Origin of the sequence: Pseudomonas sp. Irchel s3f10, from assembly GCF_900187515.1 — a bacterium.
In the GTDB taxonomy this organism is placed as follows: domain Bacteria; phylum Pseudomonadota; class Gammaproteobacteria; order Pseudomonadales; family Pseudomonadaceae; genus Aquipseudomonas; species Aquipseudomonas tensinigenes.
Window position 1 is genome coordinate 16105 of record NZ_FYDZ01000021.1, and the last position, 19643, is coordinate 35747.

Genomic DNA, 19643 nt, shown 5'->3' on the forward strand with positions numbered 1-19643 from the left:
ATCCATCTGTTGACCGCGAAACCTTAATTGCGAACCCTCCTGCACTGGAGGGATTTGTTGTTGGAGCAGCGTTTTCCGTCAGGGACAAACGCACGCTTCTGTGGCTTGTATCGCAAACCTCGTGCCACTTTGGTGCGATTGCCTGCAAGCCTTTTGATATCAGGGATTACAGGTGCATGGATGTCACCATCCGGTGACTCAAGTGTGGCGGATTTCCGCCAACTCGCCGCTTCTCGTCCTACAATTTGGCGGAAATCCGCCTTGTAGGCGTGTCCAGCCGCCGGCTACCATCCGGCGCCTGAGGAAGGATCTGCCGTTTATGCGCGAACGCACCATTGCCAGTCATTTCGCCCGTGCCGCCCTCGGTGGCGCACGCCGCCAAGGGTTCGATTACTCCGGCCTGCTGTTGCAACTGGGCATCAGCCCGGAGCTGCTCGATGAGCCACGCGCGCGCATTGCCCCGGAACAATTCACCCGGTTGATTCAGGGCCTGTGGCTGGCGCTGGACGACGAATACCTGGGTTTCGGCAACGCACCAAGCAAACCCGGCAGTTTCGCCATGATGTGCCATGCCTCGATTCACTGCCGCAGTCTGGAAAAAGCCCTGCAACGCGGCTTATTGTTTTATAGCCTATTCCCCGAAGCCCCGCGCCTGAGCCTCACGCGCGAAGACGAGTGGGTGCGTTTGAGCCTCGATGATTCGAAGTTATGGGACCCGGATCACTTTCTCACCGAGAGCTTGCTGGTGATCTGGCATCGCTTGGGGAGTTGGCTGATTGGCCAGCGGATTCGCCTCGAACAGGCGAGCTTCAGCTATCCGCGCCCCGAGCATGGTGCCGAATACGATCTGCTGTTTCCCTGCCCGCTGACCTTCGGCACCGAGCAAAGCAGCCTTTTATTCCACAGCCGCTATCTGTCTATGCCGCTGCTGCAGGACGAACGCACGCTCAAACACTTCCTCGAACGCTCCCCCGCCGACCTGCTCTCACGTCCGGACGACGGCGACAGTCTGAGCAGCCGTCTACGCCGCTTGCTCAGCCGTGACACTGCAAATTGGCCGGATCTGGACGCGGTGGCGGCGCACTTGCACATCAGCCCGCAGACCTTGCGCCGGCACTTGCGTGAGGAAGGCACGAGTTTTCAGGAGTTGAAGGATCAGTTGCGGCGGGATATCGCCATTTATCATTTGAGCCGGGCTGATCTGTCGTTGCAGCAGATTGCCGAACAGCTCGGGTTTTCCGAGCCGTCGGCGTTTCACCGGGCGTTCAAGAAGTGGACGGGGCTGACGCCGGGGGCTTATCGGGCGCAGGAGCAATGAGGCTATAAATCAAAAGCCCCTCACCCTGCCCCTCTCCCGGAGGGAGAGGGGACTGATTGGGGGATGTTCAATAAATCCGCCGACCTGACAGCTCTCGCTGAATCCATATTCGACGCAAATCGCTCAGGTCGATCATTTTCGCAAGACACTTCGGTCAGTCCCCTCTACCTCTGGGAGAGGGTTAGGGTGAGGGCAACTTCCAATCACACCGCCGGAAAATGAATCCTGAAAGCCGCCCCACCCATCGGCGAATCACCCAGCGCCAGTTTGGCGTTGTAGCTTTCGATAATATCCTTGACCACCGCCAAGCCGATCCCCTGCCCCGGATGCTGGGCATCCAGCCGTTCACCGCGTTCCAGAATCCGCGCACGCTGATCCGGCGGCACTCCCGGGCCGTCGTCTTCTACACACAACTCAACCCCGGCCAAGGTCTCACGCACGCTGATACGCACTTCGCCCAGACACAGGCGATAAGCGTTTTCCAGCAAGTTGCCCATCATCTCCAGCAACGCACCCTGCTCGATCGGCACATAGCAGTGCTCAGGCAGATCAAAGGCCACGCGCACATGCTTGTCGCGGTACACCTTGTCGAGGGTGTCGCACAGGCTTTTGAGCACCGGTTGCAAGCGCACCTGATGTCGCACCAGTCCGCTTTTGCGCAAACTGGCCCGTTGCAGTTGGTAGCTGATCTGCTGGCTCATGCGTTCGATCTGGCTTTGCAGCACCCAGGCCTGATCGCGTTCTTCGGGGCGTTGGGCCATGTCCTCGCTGACGCCTTGCAACACCGCCAACGGGGTTTTCAGGCTGTGCGCCAAGTCATCGAGAGAGTCGCGATAACGACTGCGCTGCTGGCGCTCGCTGTGCAGCAAACGGTTGAGCGAGCCGGTCAGGCGCAGCAACTCACGCGGATGTTGTTCAGTGAGGCTTTCACGGGTGCCACCTTCAATTTCGTCGAGTTCCTGACTGAGCCGGCGCAAGGCTTTGAGGCCCCAGGTCAGGCCGATCCACAACAATGCCAGCAGCACGAGCAGTGCCGCGCCGAAGCCCAGGTAGAGATTCTCGCGCAGTCCTTCAAGGGTGGTTTCGTACTCGCGCACCGGTTGCAGGGCGACGATGCTGAACGCCGCGCTTTTGCCACCGAGCAGTTTGACTTCGACGTCGTAGACGAAGAATTCCTGGCCGTTGGTTTCACGAATCCGCGCGAACTCATTGCCGAGGCCGTCATAACGCGGTTTGTAGTTGATCTGTTCTTCCTGGGTGGCTTTCGAACGCCAGACCAAATGCCCTTCGCGGTCGTAGATGTAGCCGAGCAAACGGAAATCGGTGAGGTTGAAACGCTCATCCGGCAACTGATTGGGCATCACTAGCCGACCGTTTTCGATGCGCGCGGCAGAGATCAGCGTGGTCACGTCCGAAGCCAGGCGTTGTTCGATCGAATCCTGCAAGGCGAGGCTGAACGCGCCTTGCATCGCCGGGAGCAAGGCGAGCATGAACAACACCGCCAACGTGGTGGCGGCGAGCATCAAGCGAACGCGAAGCGAACGAATCAAGTGCAGCGCTCATTGAACAGGTAACCGAGACCGCGCACGGTGTCGATCGGCTTGAACCCGGCCGGGCCTTCGAGTTTGCGGCGCAGACGACCGACCAACACTTCGATGACATTCGGATCGCGCTCGTCGTCGTCCGGGTAGAGCTGCTCCATCAAGCGATCCTTGGGCACCACTTGTTGATGGTGGCGCATGAGGTATTCGAGGATGCGGTATTCGTAAGCAGTCAGCGCCAGCGGTTGTTCATCAAGGCTCGCCTGTTTGCGATTGAGGTCGAGCAGCAGCGGCCCGGCGACGATGGTCGACTGGGTGAAACCGCTGGAACGGCGCAGCAAGGCATTCAGGCGTGCGTCGAGCTCTTCGAACTGGAACGGCTTGACCACGTAATCGTCGGCGCCGGCGGCGAGGCCTTCGACCTTGTCCTGCCAGTTGCCGCGCGCGGTGAGGATCAGGATCGGGAAGGTCTTGCCGCCCGCGCGCAACTGGCGAATCAGGTCGAGACCGCCCATGCCCGGCAGGCCGAGATCGATCACCGCCAAGTCAAAGTTGAACTGTCCGGTCTGGTACAGCGCCTCCTCGGCATTGGCCACGGACTCGACCACGTGGCCACTTTCCGTCAGGCGGGTTTGCAGGTGATGGCGCAACAGCGCTTCATCTTCGACGACCAACAGTTTCATAACGCTCTCCCGGGTAAATCCAGAATCTCCAAAAACACACCTGTGGGAGCGAGCCTGCTCGCGAAGGCGATGGTTCAGTCGACATCTCATCGACTGAACCGGCGCTTTCGCGAGCAGGCTCGCTCCCACATTGAACCTGCTGGCAACTCCTTAGAAATTGTAGTTAGCCGACAGGTAAGTCTGCGCGCTGCTGGTCAAGTCCAGCGAGCCTTGCTTGCTGCCTCCACGCTCGCTCATCTCGGTGCTGGCGTTGCTGCGCAGGTAACGGTAACCGAGTTCGACCGAAGTGTTTTGCGATACTTGTTGCAACACACCGAGCTGACCACCGACGGCATAACCGATATCACTGTCGCGGCTAAAGCCTGGCGACTCCTGAGTCAGTTTGGTCAGACCCGCCGTGGCACCGCCGAACAGCTTGGTGCTGCCGCCCACCGGGTAGAACAGATCGTAGCTGCCCAGCAGGTTTTCCTGACGCAGTTTAATGCCATTGTGCGAACCCGACACGTTGTCGTAGGTGGCGTAGTAGCGACCCTGGCTGTTTTGCTGACCGAGGCGTACGCCGTAGGTGTTGTTGCCGTCGATCGCGCCGGTGGCGTTCGGGTGATCGAGGTTGTTGTTCAGCGAATGGGATTTGTTGATCTTGTCGCTGGTCTGGCCGAAGGACAGGCCGGCGAAGTTGGAAGTGGTGTCGGCCTGGGCCGCGATACTGGCGCTCATTACGGTCAATGCCAGCAACAGTTTGTTAAAAGTCATGGGTATTTCCTCTTTCACAGTGCTGTTTGGGTATGGCGCAAGGTTACTGACCCTCCCCTGTACCGCCCCTGAACCGTCTCTGAACCTGACCTGAACCAAATGAACTAGGCTGATCTGACCTTTTATTGTCAGGAGACCCGACCATGCGCCTGTTCCTTGCCCTCACCTTGCTGACCGTCAGCAGCCTCACTCAGGCTGCGATCAAGACCGAGGAAATTCCCTACCAAAGTGCCGATGGCACAAAGCTGATCGGCTACTACGCCTATGACGACGCCATCAAAGGCAAGCGTCCGGGTGTCGTCGTGGTGCACGAATGGTGGGGCCTGAACGATTACGCCAAGCGCCGCGCGCGGGATTTGGCCGAGCTGGGCTACAGCGCCCTGGCGATCGATATGTACGGCGAAGGCAAGAACACCGAGCACCCGAAAGACGCGATGGCGTTCATGCAGGCGGCGACCCAGGATGCGGCGGCTTCCAGCAAGCGCTTTGAGGCCGGGCTGGATTTGTTGAAGAAGCAGGCGCAGACCGACGTGAATAAAATTGCCGCCATCGGTTACTGCTTCGGCGGTGCGGTGGTGCTGAACGCGGCGCGCCAAGGAGAGCCGCTGGCAGGCGTGGTCAGTTTCCACGGTGCGCTGGCAACCAAAACCCCGGCGACGCCCGGCAGTGTAAAGGCGAAGATTCTGGTCGAGCATGGCACGCTGGACAGCATGGTCACCCCGGACAATGTCACGGCGTTCAAAGCGGAAATGGACAAGGCCGGGGCTGACTATAAATTTGTCAGCCTTGATGGTGCCAAGCATGGCTTTACCAATCCGGACGCTGATCGCCTAAGCCATGGCGAGCACGGTGGCCCGGACATCGGGTACAACAAGGCAGCGGATGAAAAATCCTGGGCGGACATGAAAGCGTTCTTGCAGAAAATCTTTAGCTGATCAGAGACACCGCGTAGCGGCCATCGCGAGCAGGCTCACTCCTACAATTGAAATGCGTTCCCCTGTAGGAGTGAGCCTGCTCGCGATAGCTTCACCGCTATCTCGACCTCGGCCCGACTAACCGGCAAAATGCCCGCCATGAACCTCACCCCCGCCCTCCCCGCCTGCTGCACCGCGCTCGACAGCCACTGGCCGTTGCCCACAGTACTGCCCGACACCGTACTGCTCAGCACTCACTTCGATCCGACTCAATTGCTTGGCGATGACTTTCGCCGCAGCGCCATCGAGCCGCCGCCGAGCATTCAGCGTTCGGTGGCCAAGCGACAGGCCGAGTTTCTCGCCGGACGGATTTGTGCCCGTGCGGCGTTGCAGCAATTGGAAGGCAGCAGCGTTGTGCCAGCGATTGGCGAGGATCGCGCGCCGATATGGCCTGCGCATATCTGCGGCTCGATCACCCACAGCACGGGACGCGCGGCAGCGATTGTCGCCAACAAAAGGCATTGGCGCGGTTTGGGCATGGATCTGGAAAACCTGCTCGACACTGAACGCGCCGAGCGACTTGCAGGTGAAATCCTCACGTCGGCAGAAATGCTACGCATGACGGCCGCCTCGCGGGATCAGTTGGCGTTGTGGGTGACGCTGACGTTTTCGGTGAAAGAGAGTTTGTTCAAGGCGCTGTATCCGATTGTGCAGCAGCGCTTTTATTTCGAGCATGCTGAAGTGCTGGAGTGGACTGAGGCGGGTGAGGTGCGCTTGCGGCTGCTGACGGACTTGTCGGCCGAGTGGCGTAACGGCACTGAACTGGACGCGCAGTTCGGGGTGCAGGATGGGCAGTTGTTGAGTCTGGTCAGCATTCAGGCCTGAAGATTTGTGGTGCGGGCACTGACCCTATCGCGAGCAGGCTCACTCCTACATTTGGAATGCGTTCCCCTGTAGGAGTGAGCCTGCTCGCGATGAGGCCTGCCGAGCCAACACAATACTCAGCGGCGTTCCTGATTCCTCGGCCAACTCAGGCTAAAACAAGCCCCACCCAAACTCTTGCTCTTGCCAATAATCGCCCGGCCGTCATGCCAGTGAATGATCCGCCGCACAATCGACAGCCCCAAACCATGCCCGCCCGACGCCCGTGTGCGACTGTCATCCAGACGCAGAAATGGCGTAAAAATCCGCTCCCACGCTACTTCCGGCACGCCCGGGCCGTCATCCTCGACATCCACGCGGCAGCGCAATTGCCCGACCTGATAACTCACCGTCACGCTCGAACGCGCATGACGCATGGCGTTGCTCACCAGATTCTGCAATGCCCGGTGCAGATAACGCGGCTCGGCTTCGACCCAGGCATCATCGTTGTCCGCAGCAGACAGGCACAACCCCCGCTGCACGGTGACCTCAGCGCGCAACGGCGCCAGCTCCTCGATCACCTGATTGACCAAGGCATCCAGGTCGATGCGCTGGAAGGTCAGCGCCGGCGAACCTTGCTCCAGTCGCGCATAGGTGAGCATCTCGTCGACCAGCTTATCGAGGTCTTCGATGTCGTGATCCATGCCCTCGCGGTACTTTTCCAGCGCTTGCGGTGTGGTCGCCGAGCCGATCATTTCCAGACCGAAACGCAGGCGCGCCACCGGCGTGCGTAATTCATGGGACACCGCGCGCACCAGTTCGCGCTGGATCGCCAGCAACTGTTGCAAGTGCTCGGCCATACCGTTGAACGCTGACGCCAGACGCCCCACCGAATCGGCACCGCGCGCCGGCACACGGGTTTCCAGACTGCCCTTGGCAATCCGTGTGGCCGCAGCTTCGAGGCCACGCAAACGCCGCTCGAGCTGACGCACCAACAGGTAAACGATGAGACCGATCAGGCTCAAACCGAGCGCCGCAATAAGCACCAGCCATTCCGGCGGGTACGGGTTCATCTGATACAGCGGCCCGATTTCCAGCACCCATGGTGTGCCGACCATGCCGGCAAATACGCGGATAGAGTCACCGCCCTTGCCCAGCGCCATCACCGTATCGCCTTCGGCCACGCGGCGGCTCTGGTCTTCGTCCATGTCGGCGTCATTCACCGTGACCAGGCGCAGATCGAAACCGAAGCCCTTCTCTTCCTTTATCTGTGCAAGACGTTTGGGCTGCTCGCCGACCGGTACGCGCACCAGCTCATCGGCCAGCAGGTAAATGGTCGCGCGCGCCAGTTGTTCGCTGATCTGCTGCACTTCTCCCACCAGCACTAGCTGTTCCTTGTCGCTGACCATCCGGTAAACCTTCGCCGCGTGCGGTCCGGTCTGCTCGACCAAGGCCTGCCCCCGCTGCACGCGGGTGCGCTGGGACAGATCGAGATCGGTTTCGGCAAACTTCTTCAGTGCCAGCGGAATCCCCAGCAAACGCTCCCACACCAGCAGCGCACGATGGCGCTCGGTTTCGTTCATCGGTTGCAGATTGCTGGCCATCAGCGAAAACGTGCCGTGGGCCAGACGTTCGCGGTACTGCTCGCTGCGCACCTGGTTGAGCAGGTTCAGCGCGAGCACGCCGAGCACCGCCACCAGAATGATCGCTGCGCACATGCCACCGTAGATGCGCAGGAAGATCGAGTTCACAGCGGCAGGTCTACGCAGGCTTCCGGGACGAACAGGTAGCCTTTGCTGCGGATGGTCTTGATCAGACGCGGGTGATCAGGGTCGTCGCCGATTTTCGGGCGGATGCGCGAAATGCGCACATCGATCGAACGGTCCTGACCGTCGTAACCAATGCCGCGCAGTGCGGTGAAGATTTCTTCGCGGGACAGAATACGCCCGGCGTTGGACACCAACAGCCAGAGCAGATCGAATTCGGCGCTGGTCAGTTCGATGCCATTGTCACTCAGCCACGCCTCGCGCAAGGCGTCGTCGACCACCAACGGACCAAATTGCAGACGACGGGATTTTTCGGCGACCGGTTCAGGTGTGTCGCTACGTCGCAGCAACGCTTGAATGCGCGCCAGCAACAGTCGCGGGCGCACCGGTTTGCACACGTAATCGTCGGCACCGAGGTCGAGCCCCTGAATCTGATCGGCATCGTCGGTGCGCGCGGTGAGCATCAGGATCGGACCGTCATAACGGTCGCGCACCTTGCGGCAGATGCTCAAGCCGTCTTCACCGGGCAGCATCAGGTCGAGGATCACCAGGTCCGGCTGCTCGCTGATGATCCGCGCCGCTGCCAGCGCACCGTTGCCTTCGATGTCCACGCGCAGTCCATTGGCTTGCAAGTAGTCGCGCGTCAGTTCGGCCAGTCGCTGGTCATCCTCGACGATCAATACCTGAAAGGCTTGTTGCTCCACCGGTGACCTCTGCTTTCTATTGTTATTAATAAAGGAAGGCGATTGCCCAGACACACAATCCCCTGTAGGAGCTGTCGAGTGAAACGAGGCTGCGATCTTTTGATCTTGCTTTTCAAGATCAGGATCAAAAGATCGCAGCCTTCGGCAGCTCCTACAGGGGTACGCGATATTTAGCGTGATCCTCCCGTCCTTTTGTCATGTTTCTGGAGGATAACAATGCCTGCGCATGGGCCGATGTATAAACGGCGTACCGCCAGAACACAAGTCGGTAAATGCGTTCGGACAAGGCGGTTTTTTGTGATAGGGTTCGCGCCCTTAAAAATCCGCTGAAGCGTTTTTCCCGGTGAAAAAACAGTGACAGACGGTCTAGCGCAGCAGGTTCGCGGCCTACACGCGAATTCCGGATTTCTTACACAATTTACGCACAGGTTTATCCACAGCTAGTACGTTGCAAGCACCCTTGAAACGCATTATCTTGTAGCACGGCGCAAGGAGAGACCCTACATATAGGGTTTTCCGCTCAAACGCCCAACCACATTTAGGGCCTGAAACTCAAGTGCTTTATTGCCAGTTTCCGGTTGAACCAAGCAAGTTTTTCAAAGCCCAAACCGCACTTGCGGATGGCACCGTTTTTTAGGCCGGAAACGACCGGAACGGTACGGGTGTTGCAGTCATTACTGTCACCCTGGAAGGAGTTTGGCTCGAGCCTTGGTTCGGCGCCAAAGACTTCGGCAAGGATGCGGCGTTACAAGCCTTTTTCCTACTGTTCCGAAGTTGTTACGCCGACGCTTGTCGGTTGCAGTGCTTCGGTACAGAACGGTGAGCACCATGACGGTGCCAAACAAACATAGAGAATGTGGAGACCACCCCCCATGCAAACCGACACAACTCGCGAGAACCCGCAGGGCACCTTGCCGCAGGCCGCTGATTCGAATTCGGATCTGGCAGCCACCGCGCCTGGTCAACTGCGCGTGATCAAGCGCAATGGCACTGTCGTTCCTTACACCGATGACAAGATCACCGTCGCTATCACCAAAGCGTTCCTCGCAGTTGAAGGCGGCACCGCTGCCGCTTCGTCGCGAATCCATGACACCGTTGCCCGTCTGACCGAACAAGTCACCGCGACCTTCAAGCGTCGCATGCCGTCGGGTGGCACCATCCACATCGAAGAAATCCAGGACCAGGTCGAACTGGCCCTGATGCGTGCCGGCGAGCAGAAAGTCGCTCGCGACTACGTGATCTACCGTGACGGTCGTTCGAAAGAACGCGCTGCCCACGCGCCGGCCGAAGAAGCGGTCAACGCGCACCCGTCGATCCGCATCACCCGTGCCGACGGTAGCCTGGCGCCGCTGGACATGGGTCGTCTGAACACCATCGTTACCGAAGCGTGCGAAGGTCTGGAAGAAGTCGATGGCGACCTGATCCAGCGCGAAACCCTGAAAAACCTCTACGACGGCGTGGCCCTGACCGACGTCAACACCGCGCTGGTGATGACCGCGCGTACCCTGGTTGAGCGTGAGCCGAACTACTCGTTCGTCACCGCCCGCCTGCTGATGGACACCCTGCGTGCCGAAGGCCTGGGCTTCCTCGGTGTGGCCGAAAGCGCCACTCACCACGAAATGGCTGACCTGTACGCCAAGGCACTGCCGGCTTACATCGCCAAAGGTATCGAGTTCGAACTGCTGAACCCTGTGCTGGCTTCCTTCGACCTGGAAAAACTGGGCAAGGCGATCAACCACGAGCGTGATCAGCAATTCACCTACCTGGGCCTGCAAACCCTGTACGACCGTTACTTCATCCACAAGGATGGTATTCGTTTCGAACTGCCACAGATCTTCTTCATGCGCGTGGCCATGGGCCTGGCGATCGAAGAGAAGCAGAAAGAAGACCGTGCGATCGAGTTCTACAACCTGCTGTCGTCCTTCGACTACATGTCGTCGACCCCGACCCTGTTCAACGCCGGTACCCTGCGTCCACAGCTGTCGAGCTGCTACCTGACTACCGTGCCGGATGACCTGTCGGGCATCTACCACGCGATCCACGACAACGCCATGTTGTCGAAATTCGCCGGCGGCCTGGGCAATGACTGGACGCCGGTGCGAGCACTGGGTTCGTACATCAAGGGCACCAACGGCAAATCCCAAGGCGTTGTTCCGTTCCTGAAAGTGGTGAACGACACCGCGGTAGCCGTTAACCAGGGTGGCAAGCGCAAAGGCGCTGTGTGTGCCTACCTGGAAACCTGGCACATGGACATCGAAGAGTTCATCGAACTGCGCAAGAACACCGGTGATGATCGTCGTCGTACCCACGACATGAACACTGCCAACTGGATCCCTGACCTGTTCATGAAGCGTGTCTTCGATGACGGCAAGTGGACCCTGTTCTCGCCATCCGAAGTACCGGACCTGCACGACCTGACCGGTAAAGCCTTCGAAGAGCGCTACGAGTACTACGAAGCGCTGACCGAATACCCAGGCAAGGTCAAACTGTTCAAGACCATCCAGGCCAAAGACCTGTGGCGCAAAATGCTCTCCATGCTGTTTGAAACCGGCCACCCATGGCTGACCTTCAAAGACCCGTGCAACCTGCGCAGCCCGCAGCAGCACGTCGGCGTGGTTCACAGCTCGAACCTGTGCACCGAGATCACCTTGAACACCAACAAGGACGAGATCGCCGTTTGCAACCTGGGCTCGATCAACCTGCCGAACCACATCGTCAACGGCAAGCTGGACACCGCCAAGCTGCAACGCACCGTGAACACCGCTGTACGCATGCTCGATAACGTTATCGACATCAACTACTACTCGGTGCCACAAGCGAAGAACTCCAACTTCAAGCACCGTCCGGTCGGTCTGGGCATCATGGGCTTCCAGGACGCTTTGTACCTGCAGCACATCCCTTACGGTTCCGACGCTGCCGTCGAGTTCGCCGACAAGTCGATGGAAGCGGTCAGCTACTACGCGATCCAGGCTTCCTGCGACCTGGCTGACGAGCGCGGCGCATACGAGACGTTCCAGGGTTCGCTGTGGTCCAAAGGCATCCTGCCGCTGGATTCGCAACAGATCCTGATCGAGCAGCGTGGCCAGAAGTACATCGATGTCGACCTGAACGAAACCCTCGACTGGGCACCAGTTCGCGCCCGTGTACAGAAAGGCATTCGTAACTCGAACATCATGGCCATCGCACCGACCGCGACCATCGCCAACATCACCGGCGTCTCGCAGTCGATCGAACCGACCTACCAGAACCTCTATGTGAAATCGAACCTGTCGGGCGAATTCACCGTGATCAACCCGTACCTGGTTCGCGACCTCAAGGCTCGCGGTCTGTGGGACTCGGTCATGATCAACGACCTGAAGTACTACGACGGTTCGGTTCAGCAGATCGAGCGCATCCCGCAAGAACTCAAAGAGCTCTACGCGACCGCGTTCGAAGTGGACACCAAGTGGATCGTTGACGCCGCCAGCCGTCGTCAGAAGTGGATCGACCAGGCCCAGTCGCTGAACCTGTACATCGCCGGCGCATCGGGCAAGAAGCTCGACGTGACCTACCGCATGGCCTGGTACCGTGGCCTGAAAACCACTTACTACCTCCGTGCCCTGGCCGCGACCAGCACCGAGAAGTCGACCATCAACACCGGCAAGCTGAACGCTGTTTCCAGCGGCGGTAACCACGGTGATGATTCGGTCCTCGCAGCACCTGCCGGCCCTGCTCCAGTGCCAAAGGCTTGCGCGATCGACGAGCCGGATTGCGAAGCTTGCCAATAAGCTGAGCTGAGTCAGGCGTTGCGAGACGCCTGATACGCTCCAGGCAAAAGAAACCCCCGACAGACCTCTGGTGTGTCGGGGGTTTTCTTTTGCCCGAGAGAAAAAGCCCTTCCCCCTCACGCCCGTCGTATCTGACAACCCTGAGTGTCCAGGTGAACGGAGGCAGAGTGAATACTTCCGGCACAGCTGTTCCGCAGAACGGCCGTCCACCCCCTTATCACGCCCACAAAAAAGCCCCTCGAAACGAGGGGCTCCTGGGTACGACTCAAACCAGAATCAGGTCATCTGAATGATGGTCTGCATGATGGTGCTCTGGGTCGAAATGGTCTTCGCGTTCGCCTGATAGTTGCTCTGGCCCTTGATCAGGTCCACCAGCTCATTGGTCAGGTTAACGTTTGACTCTTCCAGCGAGTTGGACTGAATCGAACCCAAGGTGCCGGTTTCCGGAGCGTCATAACCCGGAATACCCGAAGCGAAAGTCTCCTTCCAGCTGGTGCCACCTACCGCTTGCAGACCTTGCTCGTTAGTGAAGCTGGCCAGTGCAACCTGGCCGATCGCCTTGTTCTGGTTGTTGCTGAAGTTGGCGAACAGCGTACCGGTGCCGTCGATGGTCAGGTTGGTGATCTGGCCAGTGGCGTAACCATCCTGAGTCGGGATGGTACGCGAGGTGTCAGCGTTGTACTGAGTGGTCTTGGCCAGGGAAACAGTCACGCCATTCGGGTTGGCAGCCGCGCCGTTAGGCGTGAAGTTGCCATTGGTCACGGTGCCCGGCACCCAGTTTTTCAGTGTCAGATCGCTGCTGATGATCGGGTTCGGAGCCGGCGCCGGCAGAGTGCTCGGTGTGCTGACCTGAAGCAGCTTGCCGGAACTGTCGAACGTCAAAGTCGATGCAATCGGCGGAGTGGCAGCTTTGCTTGGATCACTGCCGGTCGCGTCCGGGTTGCGCCCGTCCACCAGCGTGTACACCTTCCAGGTGTTTTCGCCCGTCTTCACGACGTACTGATCCATGTTGTGCTTGTTGCCCTGGGTGTCATAGATCGGGGTGCTGAACGACTCGGTGTAAGTCTCGACCTTGGACGGATCGAACTTGACAGCGGTGGCGCCGGTATCAACGATCACGGGAGCCGACGAGTTCAGGTTGATGCTCGACCCCACGGCCGAAGTCGACTTCGGTGCCAGGTTCGAGGTGTCGATCTTCAGGTCGGTCAACACGCCCTTGATGATCTTGCCGCTGGTATCCACAGCGTAACCTTGCAGGCGCGAGGTGTAGTCGGTGTTGGTGATGAAACCGGCGTCGTCGACTTTGAAAGTACCGGCACGGGTGTAGGAAATCGAGCCGTTATTGCTCATGGTGAAGAAGCCGGAACCGTTGATGCCCATGTCCAACACGTTGCCGGTGTTGTTGATGTCACCCTGGGTGAACTGCTGGGAAACGTTGGCCAGGCGCACACCGTTGCCGATGACTTTGCTGCCGGTGCCCAGACGGGTTGCCGAGTAAACGTCTTCGAATTCTGCACGGGACGATTTGAAACCGGCGGTCGCGACGTTGGCGATGTTGTTGCCGGTCACGTCCAGTTGTTTGTTGGCTGCATAGAGACCGCTAAGGCCGATATTGAAAGACATATTCCACTCCTTTGTTGCCGGTTAGTCGGCTCTATATACCAATGGTTTGTACTTTGGACAGGGCAACGGAGCCCTTGCCAGCCAGGTTGAGCATCAGCTCGCCACCGGTCTGGCTGATCGTCACGCTGTTGACCGTTGCCGGCAGGTAAGTGGCCAGATCGGTCGCGGTGCCGTTGATAGGCGCGCTCGCCTTGAAGGTGTAGGTACCGGTCGGCACGAGGGCGCCGGAGGTGTCCTTGCCGTCCCAGGTGAAGCTGGCACTGCCAGCGGCGCGACTGCCCAGATCGATGGTGCGAACCGTCTTGCCGCTGCTGTCGGTGATGGTCACGGTACCCTCAGCAATGGACGTCGACAGGTTCACCGAACCGGTCAGGCCTTTGCTCGGGTCGTCGAGTTGCGCGGTGTTGGTCTGCACGATCACATTGCGACCGACCAGCGACGAAGCTTGCAGCGCCTGCGACGAGTTGTAGTTGCCGGCCAGGCCACTCACGGTGGAGTTCAGCGTGGTGATGCCTTCAAGGCTGCTGAACTGCGCTAGCTGGGCAACGAATGCGCTGTTGTCCTGTGGATCGAGCGGGTTCTGGTTTTTCAGCTGGGTAACCAGCAGTTGCAGGAACGCGTCCTTGCCCAGCGCTTGACCGCCGGTGGCACTGTTGGTCGCCGAAGCGATGCCGCCCGTCGTGGTGCTGCTGGTCTTCGACGAGTTGGCCAGTACGTCTTTCAGAATAGGGGTGCTGGTGGTATCGGTAACACTCATGGCAGTCGCCCCTTATTACTGACCGAGGGTCAGTACCTTCTGCATCATGGTTTTGGCGGTGTTCATCATTTCGGCGTTGGTCTGGAACGAACGACTCGCGGAAATCATGTCAGCCATTTCTTCCACCACGTTGACGTTCGGGTAGTAGACGTAGCCTTTGGCGTCAGCCGCCGGATGATTCGGCTCGTAGCGCGCTTCGAGGTTGCTTTGGTCTTCGACCACACCGAGCACCTGTACGCCCTGACCGGCCGCGTCCTGGCTCTGGAACAGCGAGTTGCTGCCGCTGTTCTGGCCGCCCTGGAACATGGTGGCGAATACCGGGTGACGAGCGCGATAGGTCTGGTCGATGCTCGACGAGACGGTCTCGGCGTTGGCGATGTTCGAGGCCACAGTGTTCAGACGCGTGGTTTGTGCGCTCATGCCGCTGCCGGCAATGTTGAAAACGCTGGACAGGGACATGAATTACTCTCCGCGCAGGGCTGATACCAGCCCTTTGAATTTGCTGTTGAGCAGGGTGAAGCTGGCCTGGAAGCCGACGGCGTTTTCCGCGTAGTTCGACTGTTCCAGTTGGGCGTCCACGGTGTTCTGGTCGATCGAAGGCTGCATCGGCGTGCGATACATCAGCGATTCGTCGCCGTTGCCCAGGCCTTCAGCTTCGATGTGACGGCTGTTGGTCATGTTCAACGCGATGGTGCCGTTGGCGTTCTTCTGGGTCTGTGCTTCAAGCACTTTGGAGAAGTCCAGATCCCGCGCCTTGTAGTTCGGGGTGTCGGCGTTGGCGATGTTGTTGGCCAGCACTTCGGCACGCTGGGCGCGGAAGCCCAATGCCTTTTCGTGAATGCCGAGCGCTTTATCGAAGCTGATGCTCATGTCGGGAACCTTCAGGTGACCGGTTTTTCGTAACTGAGCTTTAGCAAGCGCCGTGCCAAACCATAATCCCCCTATAAACCGGGGCTTTGCCGGGAGTCGGCAAAGCGGCAATGCCAGAAAAGCGGCAACCGGTTTCCGCCAGATGCCGCTTTTCTGCCGCTTGCAGTCCATCTCATACACACCACGGTCCCTGTAGGAGTGAGCCTGCTCGCGATAGCGGTGTGTCAGGCACCGATGATGCTGAATGTGCTACCGCTATCGCGAGCAGGCTCACTCCTACAGGGGTTTTGTGGTGTCAGGGAGAATTTCTTCGGGCATAAAAAAACGGCAGGCCTTTGCGGGCCCGCCGTTTTTTTGTATCGCCACTGCAATCACTTCGCCTGGTAAATAATCCCCGGGCTGCACTGCACCATCTGGTAATGGTCCGGCAAACCGTTCAGCGCCTCGGAAGCGCCAAGGAACAGATATCCGCCCGGCTTCAACGTGCTGTGAATGCGCAACAGGATGTCTTTCTTCACTTCGGCAGAGAAGTAGATCAACACGTTGCGGCAGAACACGATGTCGAACTTGCCCAGCGCGGCATAGCTGTCGAGCAGGTTGAACGAGCGGAATTCCACGCGGTTCTTGATCGGCGCCTTGATCACCCAGCGGCCCGGCCCTTTCGGGTCGAAGTAACGCTGCAGACGTTCCGGCGACAAACCACGACCGATCGCCAGGCTGTCGTACTCGCCCGTCTTGCAGTTGGTCAGCATCAGGCCGGACAGATCTGTGGCAACGATCTGCACACCCATCTTCAACTGGCCAAGGTTGCTGCGCTCGAACTCGTCGATCGACATCGACAGCGAGTACGGTTCCTGGCCCGACGAGCAGGCGGCCGACCAGATCCGCAGACGCTGGTTGGGGCTGGCCTTGATCGCTTCAGGCAGCACCTTGTTCTTCAAGACTTCAAACGGATAGGTGTCACGAAACCACAGGGTTTCGTTAGTCGTCATGGCATCGACCACCTGCTCGCGCAAACCGCTGCGCGGCTGGGTCTGGATGCGCTGAACCAGCTCACCCAGGGACTTGATGCCTTGCTGCTCCATCAGTTTGTTGAGACGGCTCGAGACCAGGTACTGCTTGTTTTCACCGAGCAAAATGCCACAGGCTTTCTCCAGGAAGACCCGGAACTGTTCGAAATCCAAATTACCCGTAGACAATGATGCCGCCTCTTAAATCGTGTTGACCGCCAAGGGCAAAGCGCCCTTAGCTGATATCTGCTGCTTTGATCCGGTCGACTACCCGGGATGCCAGGTCATCAGGGCGGAACTTGGCCAAAAAGTCATCGGCACCGACTTTCTTGACCATCGCCTGATTGAATACCCCGGACAACGAAGTATGCAGGATGATGTGAAGCTTTTGCATGCGTGCATCGCCGCGGATTTCTGCCGTCAGGGTGTACCCGTCCATCTCCGGCATCTCGATGTCGGAAATCATCATCAGGAACTCTTCTTCCGGCTTCTTGCCCTCGTCGACCAGCTTGCGCAGGTAATCCAGCGCCTGCTTGCCATCGTTCAGCGCCACCACTTCGACACCGATCGTCTGCAGGCAACGCGTGACCTGCTTGCGCGCCACCGACGAGTCATCGACCGTCAAGACACGCAACGACAATGCCTTGGTCTGGGTCTCGACATCGACCACGCCCACCGAAATCGCTTCCGGTGTCGGCGCAACTTCCGCCAGCACTTTCTCGACGTCGATGATTTCGACTAACTGATTGTCCACCCGAGTCACAGCGGTCAGGTAATGATCGCGACCCGTGCCCTTGGGCGGTGGATGAATCTCTTCCCAGTTCATGTTGACGATGCGCTCCACCGAGCGGACCAGGAACCCCTGGGTCTTGGTGTTGTACTCCGTGATGATCACGAACGGGTTGTTCTTGTCTTTCAACGCTCCGGAACCGGTGGCCATTGCCAGATCAAGGATCGGAATGGTTGCCCCCCGGATATTTGCCACCCCGCACACGACAGGACTGGACTTGGGCATCAACGTCAGCGACGGGCACTGCAACACTTCCCGCACCTTGAACACGTTGATTCCGTAGAGCTGCTGACCGTCAAGACGGAACAACAACAGCTCCAGGCGATTCTGCCCCACCAGTTGCGTGCGCTGGTTCACCGAATCCATTACACCAGCCATGCCCAGACTCCTACACCAACGCCAAGTGTTGTTGCGACGCACATTCATTGCTAAACGGCACGGCGCTTGCTTTTTAACTCGTATGAACGCTCAAACGACATTTTTTCGACGCCTGACATCACCCCTTCGCAGAGGGCTTTGTGCTGCGGGCGCTATTTGCTGCTTTTTCGCTGGCAGCCCTGCCATTGCTGATGCGGTTACCTTGCCTGACATGCTTATCGGCGTCACTCAGGGCTTTCTTGAGTTCACCGTAGAAGACTATCTGGCTACCAGTCAAACGGAAGGCCGCTACGAAATCGAAGTAAACCAGCTCGACCCCCGTATGCGCATGCCTATGTGCGACAAGGAATTGACAGCTACTTTGGAGAGTCCGGCACGTCCGCTGGGCCGGGTTACCGTGAAGGTCCGCTGTGAAGGCGCCTCGCCCTGGACCGTGTTCGTGCCCGCTCAAGTCCGCCTGTTTCGCGAGATTGTGACAACCACCCGACCGCTGAAACGTGCCGGGATTATCGAACCACAGGACGTGACTCTGCGTGAGCGCGACGTGAGCACGATCAACCAAGGCTTTCTGACCTCGGTAGACGAAGCGATCGGGCAGAAATTAACCCGACCAACGGTAGCCGATCAGGTCATTACCCTGGTTCATCTGGAACAGGCGGAAGTCATTCGCAAGGGCGATCAAGTGGTCATCACCGCCCGCAGCGGCACGCTCGCCGTGCGCATGCCCGGCGAAGCGCTGGCCAATGGCGGTTTGAAAGAGCAGATCCGCGTAAAAAACCTCAACTCGCAACGGGTCATCAAGGCGCAAGTCACCGCGCCGGGCCAAGTGGAAGTGGCGATGTAGAAAACTGGCGCTGACCCCGGCTGTTCCCTAAACTGTGCCGCAGCAGGACACGCGCCGGCGCATGCAAGGCTCATTGTAAATGTGCCTAAAGTTTTCCAGGGGATGGCCGAAAACATGGCAAGCGTCCAAATTCCCAGAGGTTTTTATCATGGTCATCGATTTCAGCCGTTTGAACAGCTCCTCGTCACTTACGGGCAGTACACGTACCAGCAACGCCAAGGAAACCGCCGAAACCGGCACCTCCGCGCCGCTGAATACCCCGGCCGAACAGGCCAGTACCGCAAAAAGCGGGGAATCGGTACACCTCAGCAATGAGGCTCAACAGTTGCAGAAGGTCACTGACAAGCTGCGCGATCAACCTGCTGTCGACAAAGCCCGTGTGGCCGAGTTGAAAGCCGCGATTGCCGATGGCAGCTATAAAGTCGACAGCAACCGTGTAGCCAGCAAACTGCTCAACTTCGAAGCCCAGCGCTAGGCCTTTGCCTGCGCCAGGCTTTTGGACGCTTAAAACCCAAGGCCAGCCATGCACGACACTAATTTATTGCAATTGATCAACGACGACTTTGCTCCAGCTCAACAATTGCTGGAGTTGTTGCAAACCGAATCCCTCGCGTTGCACGGTCGCGACATGCCACTGCTGGAAGAAATTCTGGCGCACAAACAGGCGTTGATCATTCTGCTTGAACAGCATGGCCGCAAACGCAGCGAAATCCTCGCCAGCCTCAATCTGCCGACTGATCGTACAGGTCTTGAGCAATTGGCTGGCCAGTCGAGCATTGGCGAGCAGTTGTTGACGCAAGGCGACGCATTGACCGATCTGATCGCGCAATGCCAGGCCGCCAACCTCAAGAATGGTCAGTCGATCCAGATCCAGCAGGCCGCCACGGCCAATCAGCTGAAGATCCTTACCGGTGGTGAAGCGCCAGCGCTTTATAACGCCAGCGGTACATTTGCCAAACCCGCCACGCCGCGTCCGCTCAGCCAGGCATGAGCCGTTGATGCGCCAGCTCTATCAACCCGCGGAACATGCTGGCAAAATGCTGGCTAGTCGTCATATTTTGTCT

At 58.7% G+C, this 19643-nt stretch carries 18 protein-coding genes; 7 read left to right on the forward strand and 11 right to left on the reverse strand.

Features of this window, described 5'->3' with window-relative positions:
* The first annotated feature begins 319 nt into the window (after positions 1–319).
* Positions 320–1318 carry an AraC family transcriptional regulator gene (locus CKW17_RS27590; RefSeq protein WP_095123045.1) on the forward strand — a complete coding sequence of 333 codons (999 nt, stop codon included), beginning with the start codon at positions 320–322 and terminating at the stop codon, positions 1316–1318.
* A 203-nt stretch (positions 1319–1521) separates the two neighbouring features.
* Here the strand turns inward: CKW17_RS27590 and CKW17_RS27595 are convergent, their stop codons facing one another.
* The 3 genes from CKW17_RS27595 to CKW17_RS27605 form a co-directional block, all read right to left on the reverse strand.
* Complete coding sequence (locus tag CKW17_RS27595) at positions 1522–2868, reverse strand: ATP-binding protein (RefSeq protein ID WP_095123046.1); 1347 nt, start codon at positions 2866–2868, stop codon at positions 1522–1524.
* On the reverse strand, positions 2865–3542 hold the full coding sequence (locus CKW17_RS27600; protein WP_007917525.1) for a response regulator transcription factor: 678 nt from the start codon (positions 3540–3542) through the stop codon (positions 2865–2867). Before CKW17_RS27600 ends, CKW17_RS27595 begins: the two co-directional genes overlap by 4 nt.
* Before the next feature lie 150 nt (positions 3543–3692).
* Complete coding sequence (locus tag CKW17_RS27605; protein ID WP_095123048.1) at positions 3693–4295, reverse strand: outer membrane beta-barrel protein; 603 nt, start codon at positions 4293–4295, stop codon at positions 3693–3695.
* A 143-nt stretch (positions 4296–4438) separates the two neighbouring features.
* On the opposite strand from CKW17_RS27605, the gene CKW17_RS27610 reads away from it, so the two are divergent.
* Both CKW17_RS27610 and CKW17_RS27615 read left to right on the forward strand, forming a co-directional pair.
* A complete protein-coding gene (locus CKW17_RS27610) occupies positions 4439–5230 on the forward strand; it encodes a dienelactone hydrolase family protein (protein WP_095123049.1) in 792 nt (263 codons plus the stop codon).
* 138 nt (positions 5231–5368) lie between these two features.
* Positions 5369–6094, forward strand: a complete 726-nt coding sequence (locus CKW17_RS27615) for a 4'-phosphopantetheinyl transferase (protein ID WP_095123050.1) — start codon at positions 5369–5371, stop codon at positions 6092–6094.
* 116 nt (positions 6095–6210) lie between these two features.
* On the opposite strand, the gene CKW17_RS27620 is transcribed toward CKW17_RS27615, so the two are convergent.
* Positions 6211–7821, reverse strand: coding sequence for an ATP-binding protein (locus tag CKW17_RS27620; RefSeq protein ID WP_095123052.1), 1611 nt, complete (start codon positions 7819–7821; stop codon positions 6211–6213).
* Positions 7818–8540 (reverse strand): response regulator, encoded by a 723-nt coding sequence (locus tag CKW17_RS27625; protein WP_095123054.1) that lies wholly within the window; start codon positions 8538–8540, stop codon positions 7818–7820. Before CKW17_RS27625 ends, CKW17_RS27620 begins: the two co-directional genes overlap by 4 nt.
* Positions 8541–9412: 872 nt before the next feature.
* Here CKW17_RS27625 and CKW17_RS27630 point away from each other — a divergent pair.
* The gene (locus tag CKW17_RS27630; RefSeq protein WP_095123056.1) at positions 9413–12307 is read left to right on the forward strand and encodes a ribonucleoside-diphosphate reductase subunit alpha; all 2895 of its coding nucleotides are present in this window, start codon (positions 9413–9415) and stop codon (positions 12305–12307) included.
* Between the two features lie 276 nt (positions 12308–12583).
* Here the strand turns inward: CKW17_RS27630 and flgE are convergent, their stop codons facing one another.
* The 6 genes from flgE to CKW17_RS27660 all read right to left on the reverse strand — a co-directional run bounded on the left by flgE (position 12584) and on the right by CKW17_RS27660 (position 17735).
* Positions 12584–13930: a flagellar hook protein FlgE gene (gene flgE, locus CKW17_RS27635; protein ID WP_095123057.1), complete on the reverse strand. Its 1347-nt coding sequence runs from the start codon at positions 13928–13930 to the stop codon at positions 12584–12586.
* Positions 13931–13961: 31 nt separating this feature from the next.
* Positions 13962–14687: a flagellar hook assembly protein FlgD gene (gene flgD, locus CKW17_RS27640; RefSeq protein ID WP_095123059.1), complete on the reverse strand. Its 726-nt coding sequence runs from the start codon at positions 14685–14687 to the stop codon at positions 13962–13964.
* A 15-nt stretch (positions 14688–14702) separates the two neighbouring features.
* Entirely contained in the window at positions 14703–15146 is a 444-nt protein-coding gene (gene flgC, locus CKW17_RS27645; protein WP_003227217.1) for a flagellar basal body rod protein FlgC, read from the reverse strand.
* A 3-nt stretch (positions 15147–15149) separates the two neighbouring features.
* A complete protein-coding gene (flgB, locus tag CKW17_RS27650) occupies positions 15150–15557 on the reverse strand; it encodes a flagellar basal body rod protein FlgB (protein WP_007917581.1) in 408 nt (135 codons plus the stop codon).
* Positions 15558–15928: 371 nt separating this feature from the next.
* On the reverse strand, positions 15929–16756 hold the full coding sequence (gene cheR / locus CKW17_RS27655; RefSeq protein ID WP_007917583.1) for a protein-glutamate O-methyltransferase CheR: 828 nt from the start codon (positions 16754–16756) through the stop codon (positions 15929–15931).
* Between the two features lie 46 nt (positions 16757–16802).
* A complete protein-coding gene (locus CKW17_RS27660; RefSeq protein WP_007917585.1) occupies positions 16803–17735 on the reverse strand; it encodes a chemotaxis protein CheV in 933 nt (310 codons plus the stop codon).
* A gap of 82 nt (positions 17736–17817) precedes the next feature.
* On the opposite strand from CKW17_RS27660, the gene flgA reads away from it, so the two are divergent.
* The 3 genes from flgA to CKW17_RS27675 all read left to right on the forward strand — a co-directional run bounded on the left by flgA (position 17818) and on the right by CKW17_RS27675 (position 19570).
* The gene (gene flgA, locus CKW17_RS27665) at positions 17818–18579 is read left to right on the forward strand and encodes a flagellar basal body P-ring formation chaperone FlgA (RefSeq protein WP_095123060.1); all 762 of its coding nucleotides are present in this window, start codon (positions 17818–17820) and stop codon (positions 18577–18579) included.
* Positions 18580–18727: 148 nt separating this feature from the next.
* A complete protein-coding gene (flgM, locus tag CKW17_RS27670) occupies positions 18728–19054 on the forward strand; it encodes a flagellar biosynthesis anti-sigma factor FlgM (protein ID WP_007960324.1) in 327 nt (108 codons plus the stop codon).
* Between the two features lie 48 nt (positions 19055–19102).
* Positions 19103–19570 carry a flagella synthesis protein FlgN gene (locus tag CKW17_RS27675; RefSeq protein ID WP_095123062.1) on the forward strand — a complete coding sequence of 156 codons (468 nt, stop codon included), beginning with the start codon at positions 19103–19105 and terminating at the stop codon, positions 19568–19570.
* Positions 19571–19643 lie beyond the last annotated feature (73 nt).

Bases quoted from the DNA above. Each gene is read 5' to 3' on its own strand.
- CKW17_RS27600 (WP_007917525.1), bottom strand. From the start codon at position 3,542: ATGAAACTGTTGGTCGTCGAAGATGAAGCGCTGTTGCGCCATCACCTG.
- CKW17_RS27675 (WP_095123062.1), top strand. From the start codon at position 19,103: ATGCACGACACTAATTTATTGCAATTGATCAACGACGACTTTGCTCCA.
- flgE (WP_095123057.1), bottom strand. From the start codon at position 13,930: ATGTCTTTCAATATCGGCCTTAGCGGTCTCTATGCAGCCAACAAACAA.
- CKW17_RS27590 (WP_095123045.1), top strand. From the start codon at position 320: ATGCGCGAACGCACCATTGCCAGTCATTTCGCCCGTGCCGCCCTCGGT.
- CKW17_RS27630 (WP_095123056.1), top strand. From the start codon at position 9,413: ATGCAAACCGACACAACTCGCGAGAACCCGCAGGGCACCTTGCCGCAG.
- flgA (WP_095123060.1), top strand. From the start codon at position 17,818: ATGAACGCTCAAACGACATTTTTTCGACGCCTGACATCACCCCTTCGC.
- flgB (WP_007917581.1), bottom strand. From the start codon at position 15,557: ATGAGCATCAGCTTCGATAAAGCGCTCGGCATTCACGAAAAGGCATTG.
- CKW17_RS27610 (WP_095123049.1), top strand. From the start codon at position 4,439: ATGCGCCTGTTCCTTGCCCTCACCTTGCTGACCGTCAGCAGCCTCACT.
- CKW17_RS27605 (WP_095123048.1), bottom strand. From the start codon at position 4,295: ATGACTTTTAACAAACTGTTGCTGGCATTGACCGTAATGAGCGCCAGT.
- flgC (WP_003227217.1), bottom strand. From the start codon at position 15,146: ATGTCCCTGTCCAGCGTTTTCAACATTGCCGGCAGCGGCATGAGCGCA.
- CKW17_RS27615 (WP_095123050.1), top strand. From the start codon at position 5,369: ATGAACCTCACCCCCGCCCTCCCCGCCTGCTGCACCGCGCTCGACAGC.
- flgM (WP_007960324.1), top strand. From the start codon at position 18,728: ATGGTCATCGATTTCAGCCGTTTGAACAGCTCCTCGTCACTTACGGGC.
- CKW17_RS27660 (WP_007917585.1), bottom strand. From the start codon at position 17,735: ATGGCTGGTGTAATGGATTCGGTGAACCAGCGCACGCAACTGGTGGGG.
- flgD (WP_095123059.1), bottom strand. From the start codon at position 14,687: ATGAGTGTTACCGATACCACCAGCACCCCTATTCTGAAAGACGTACTG.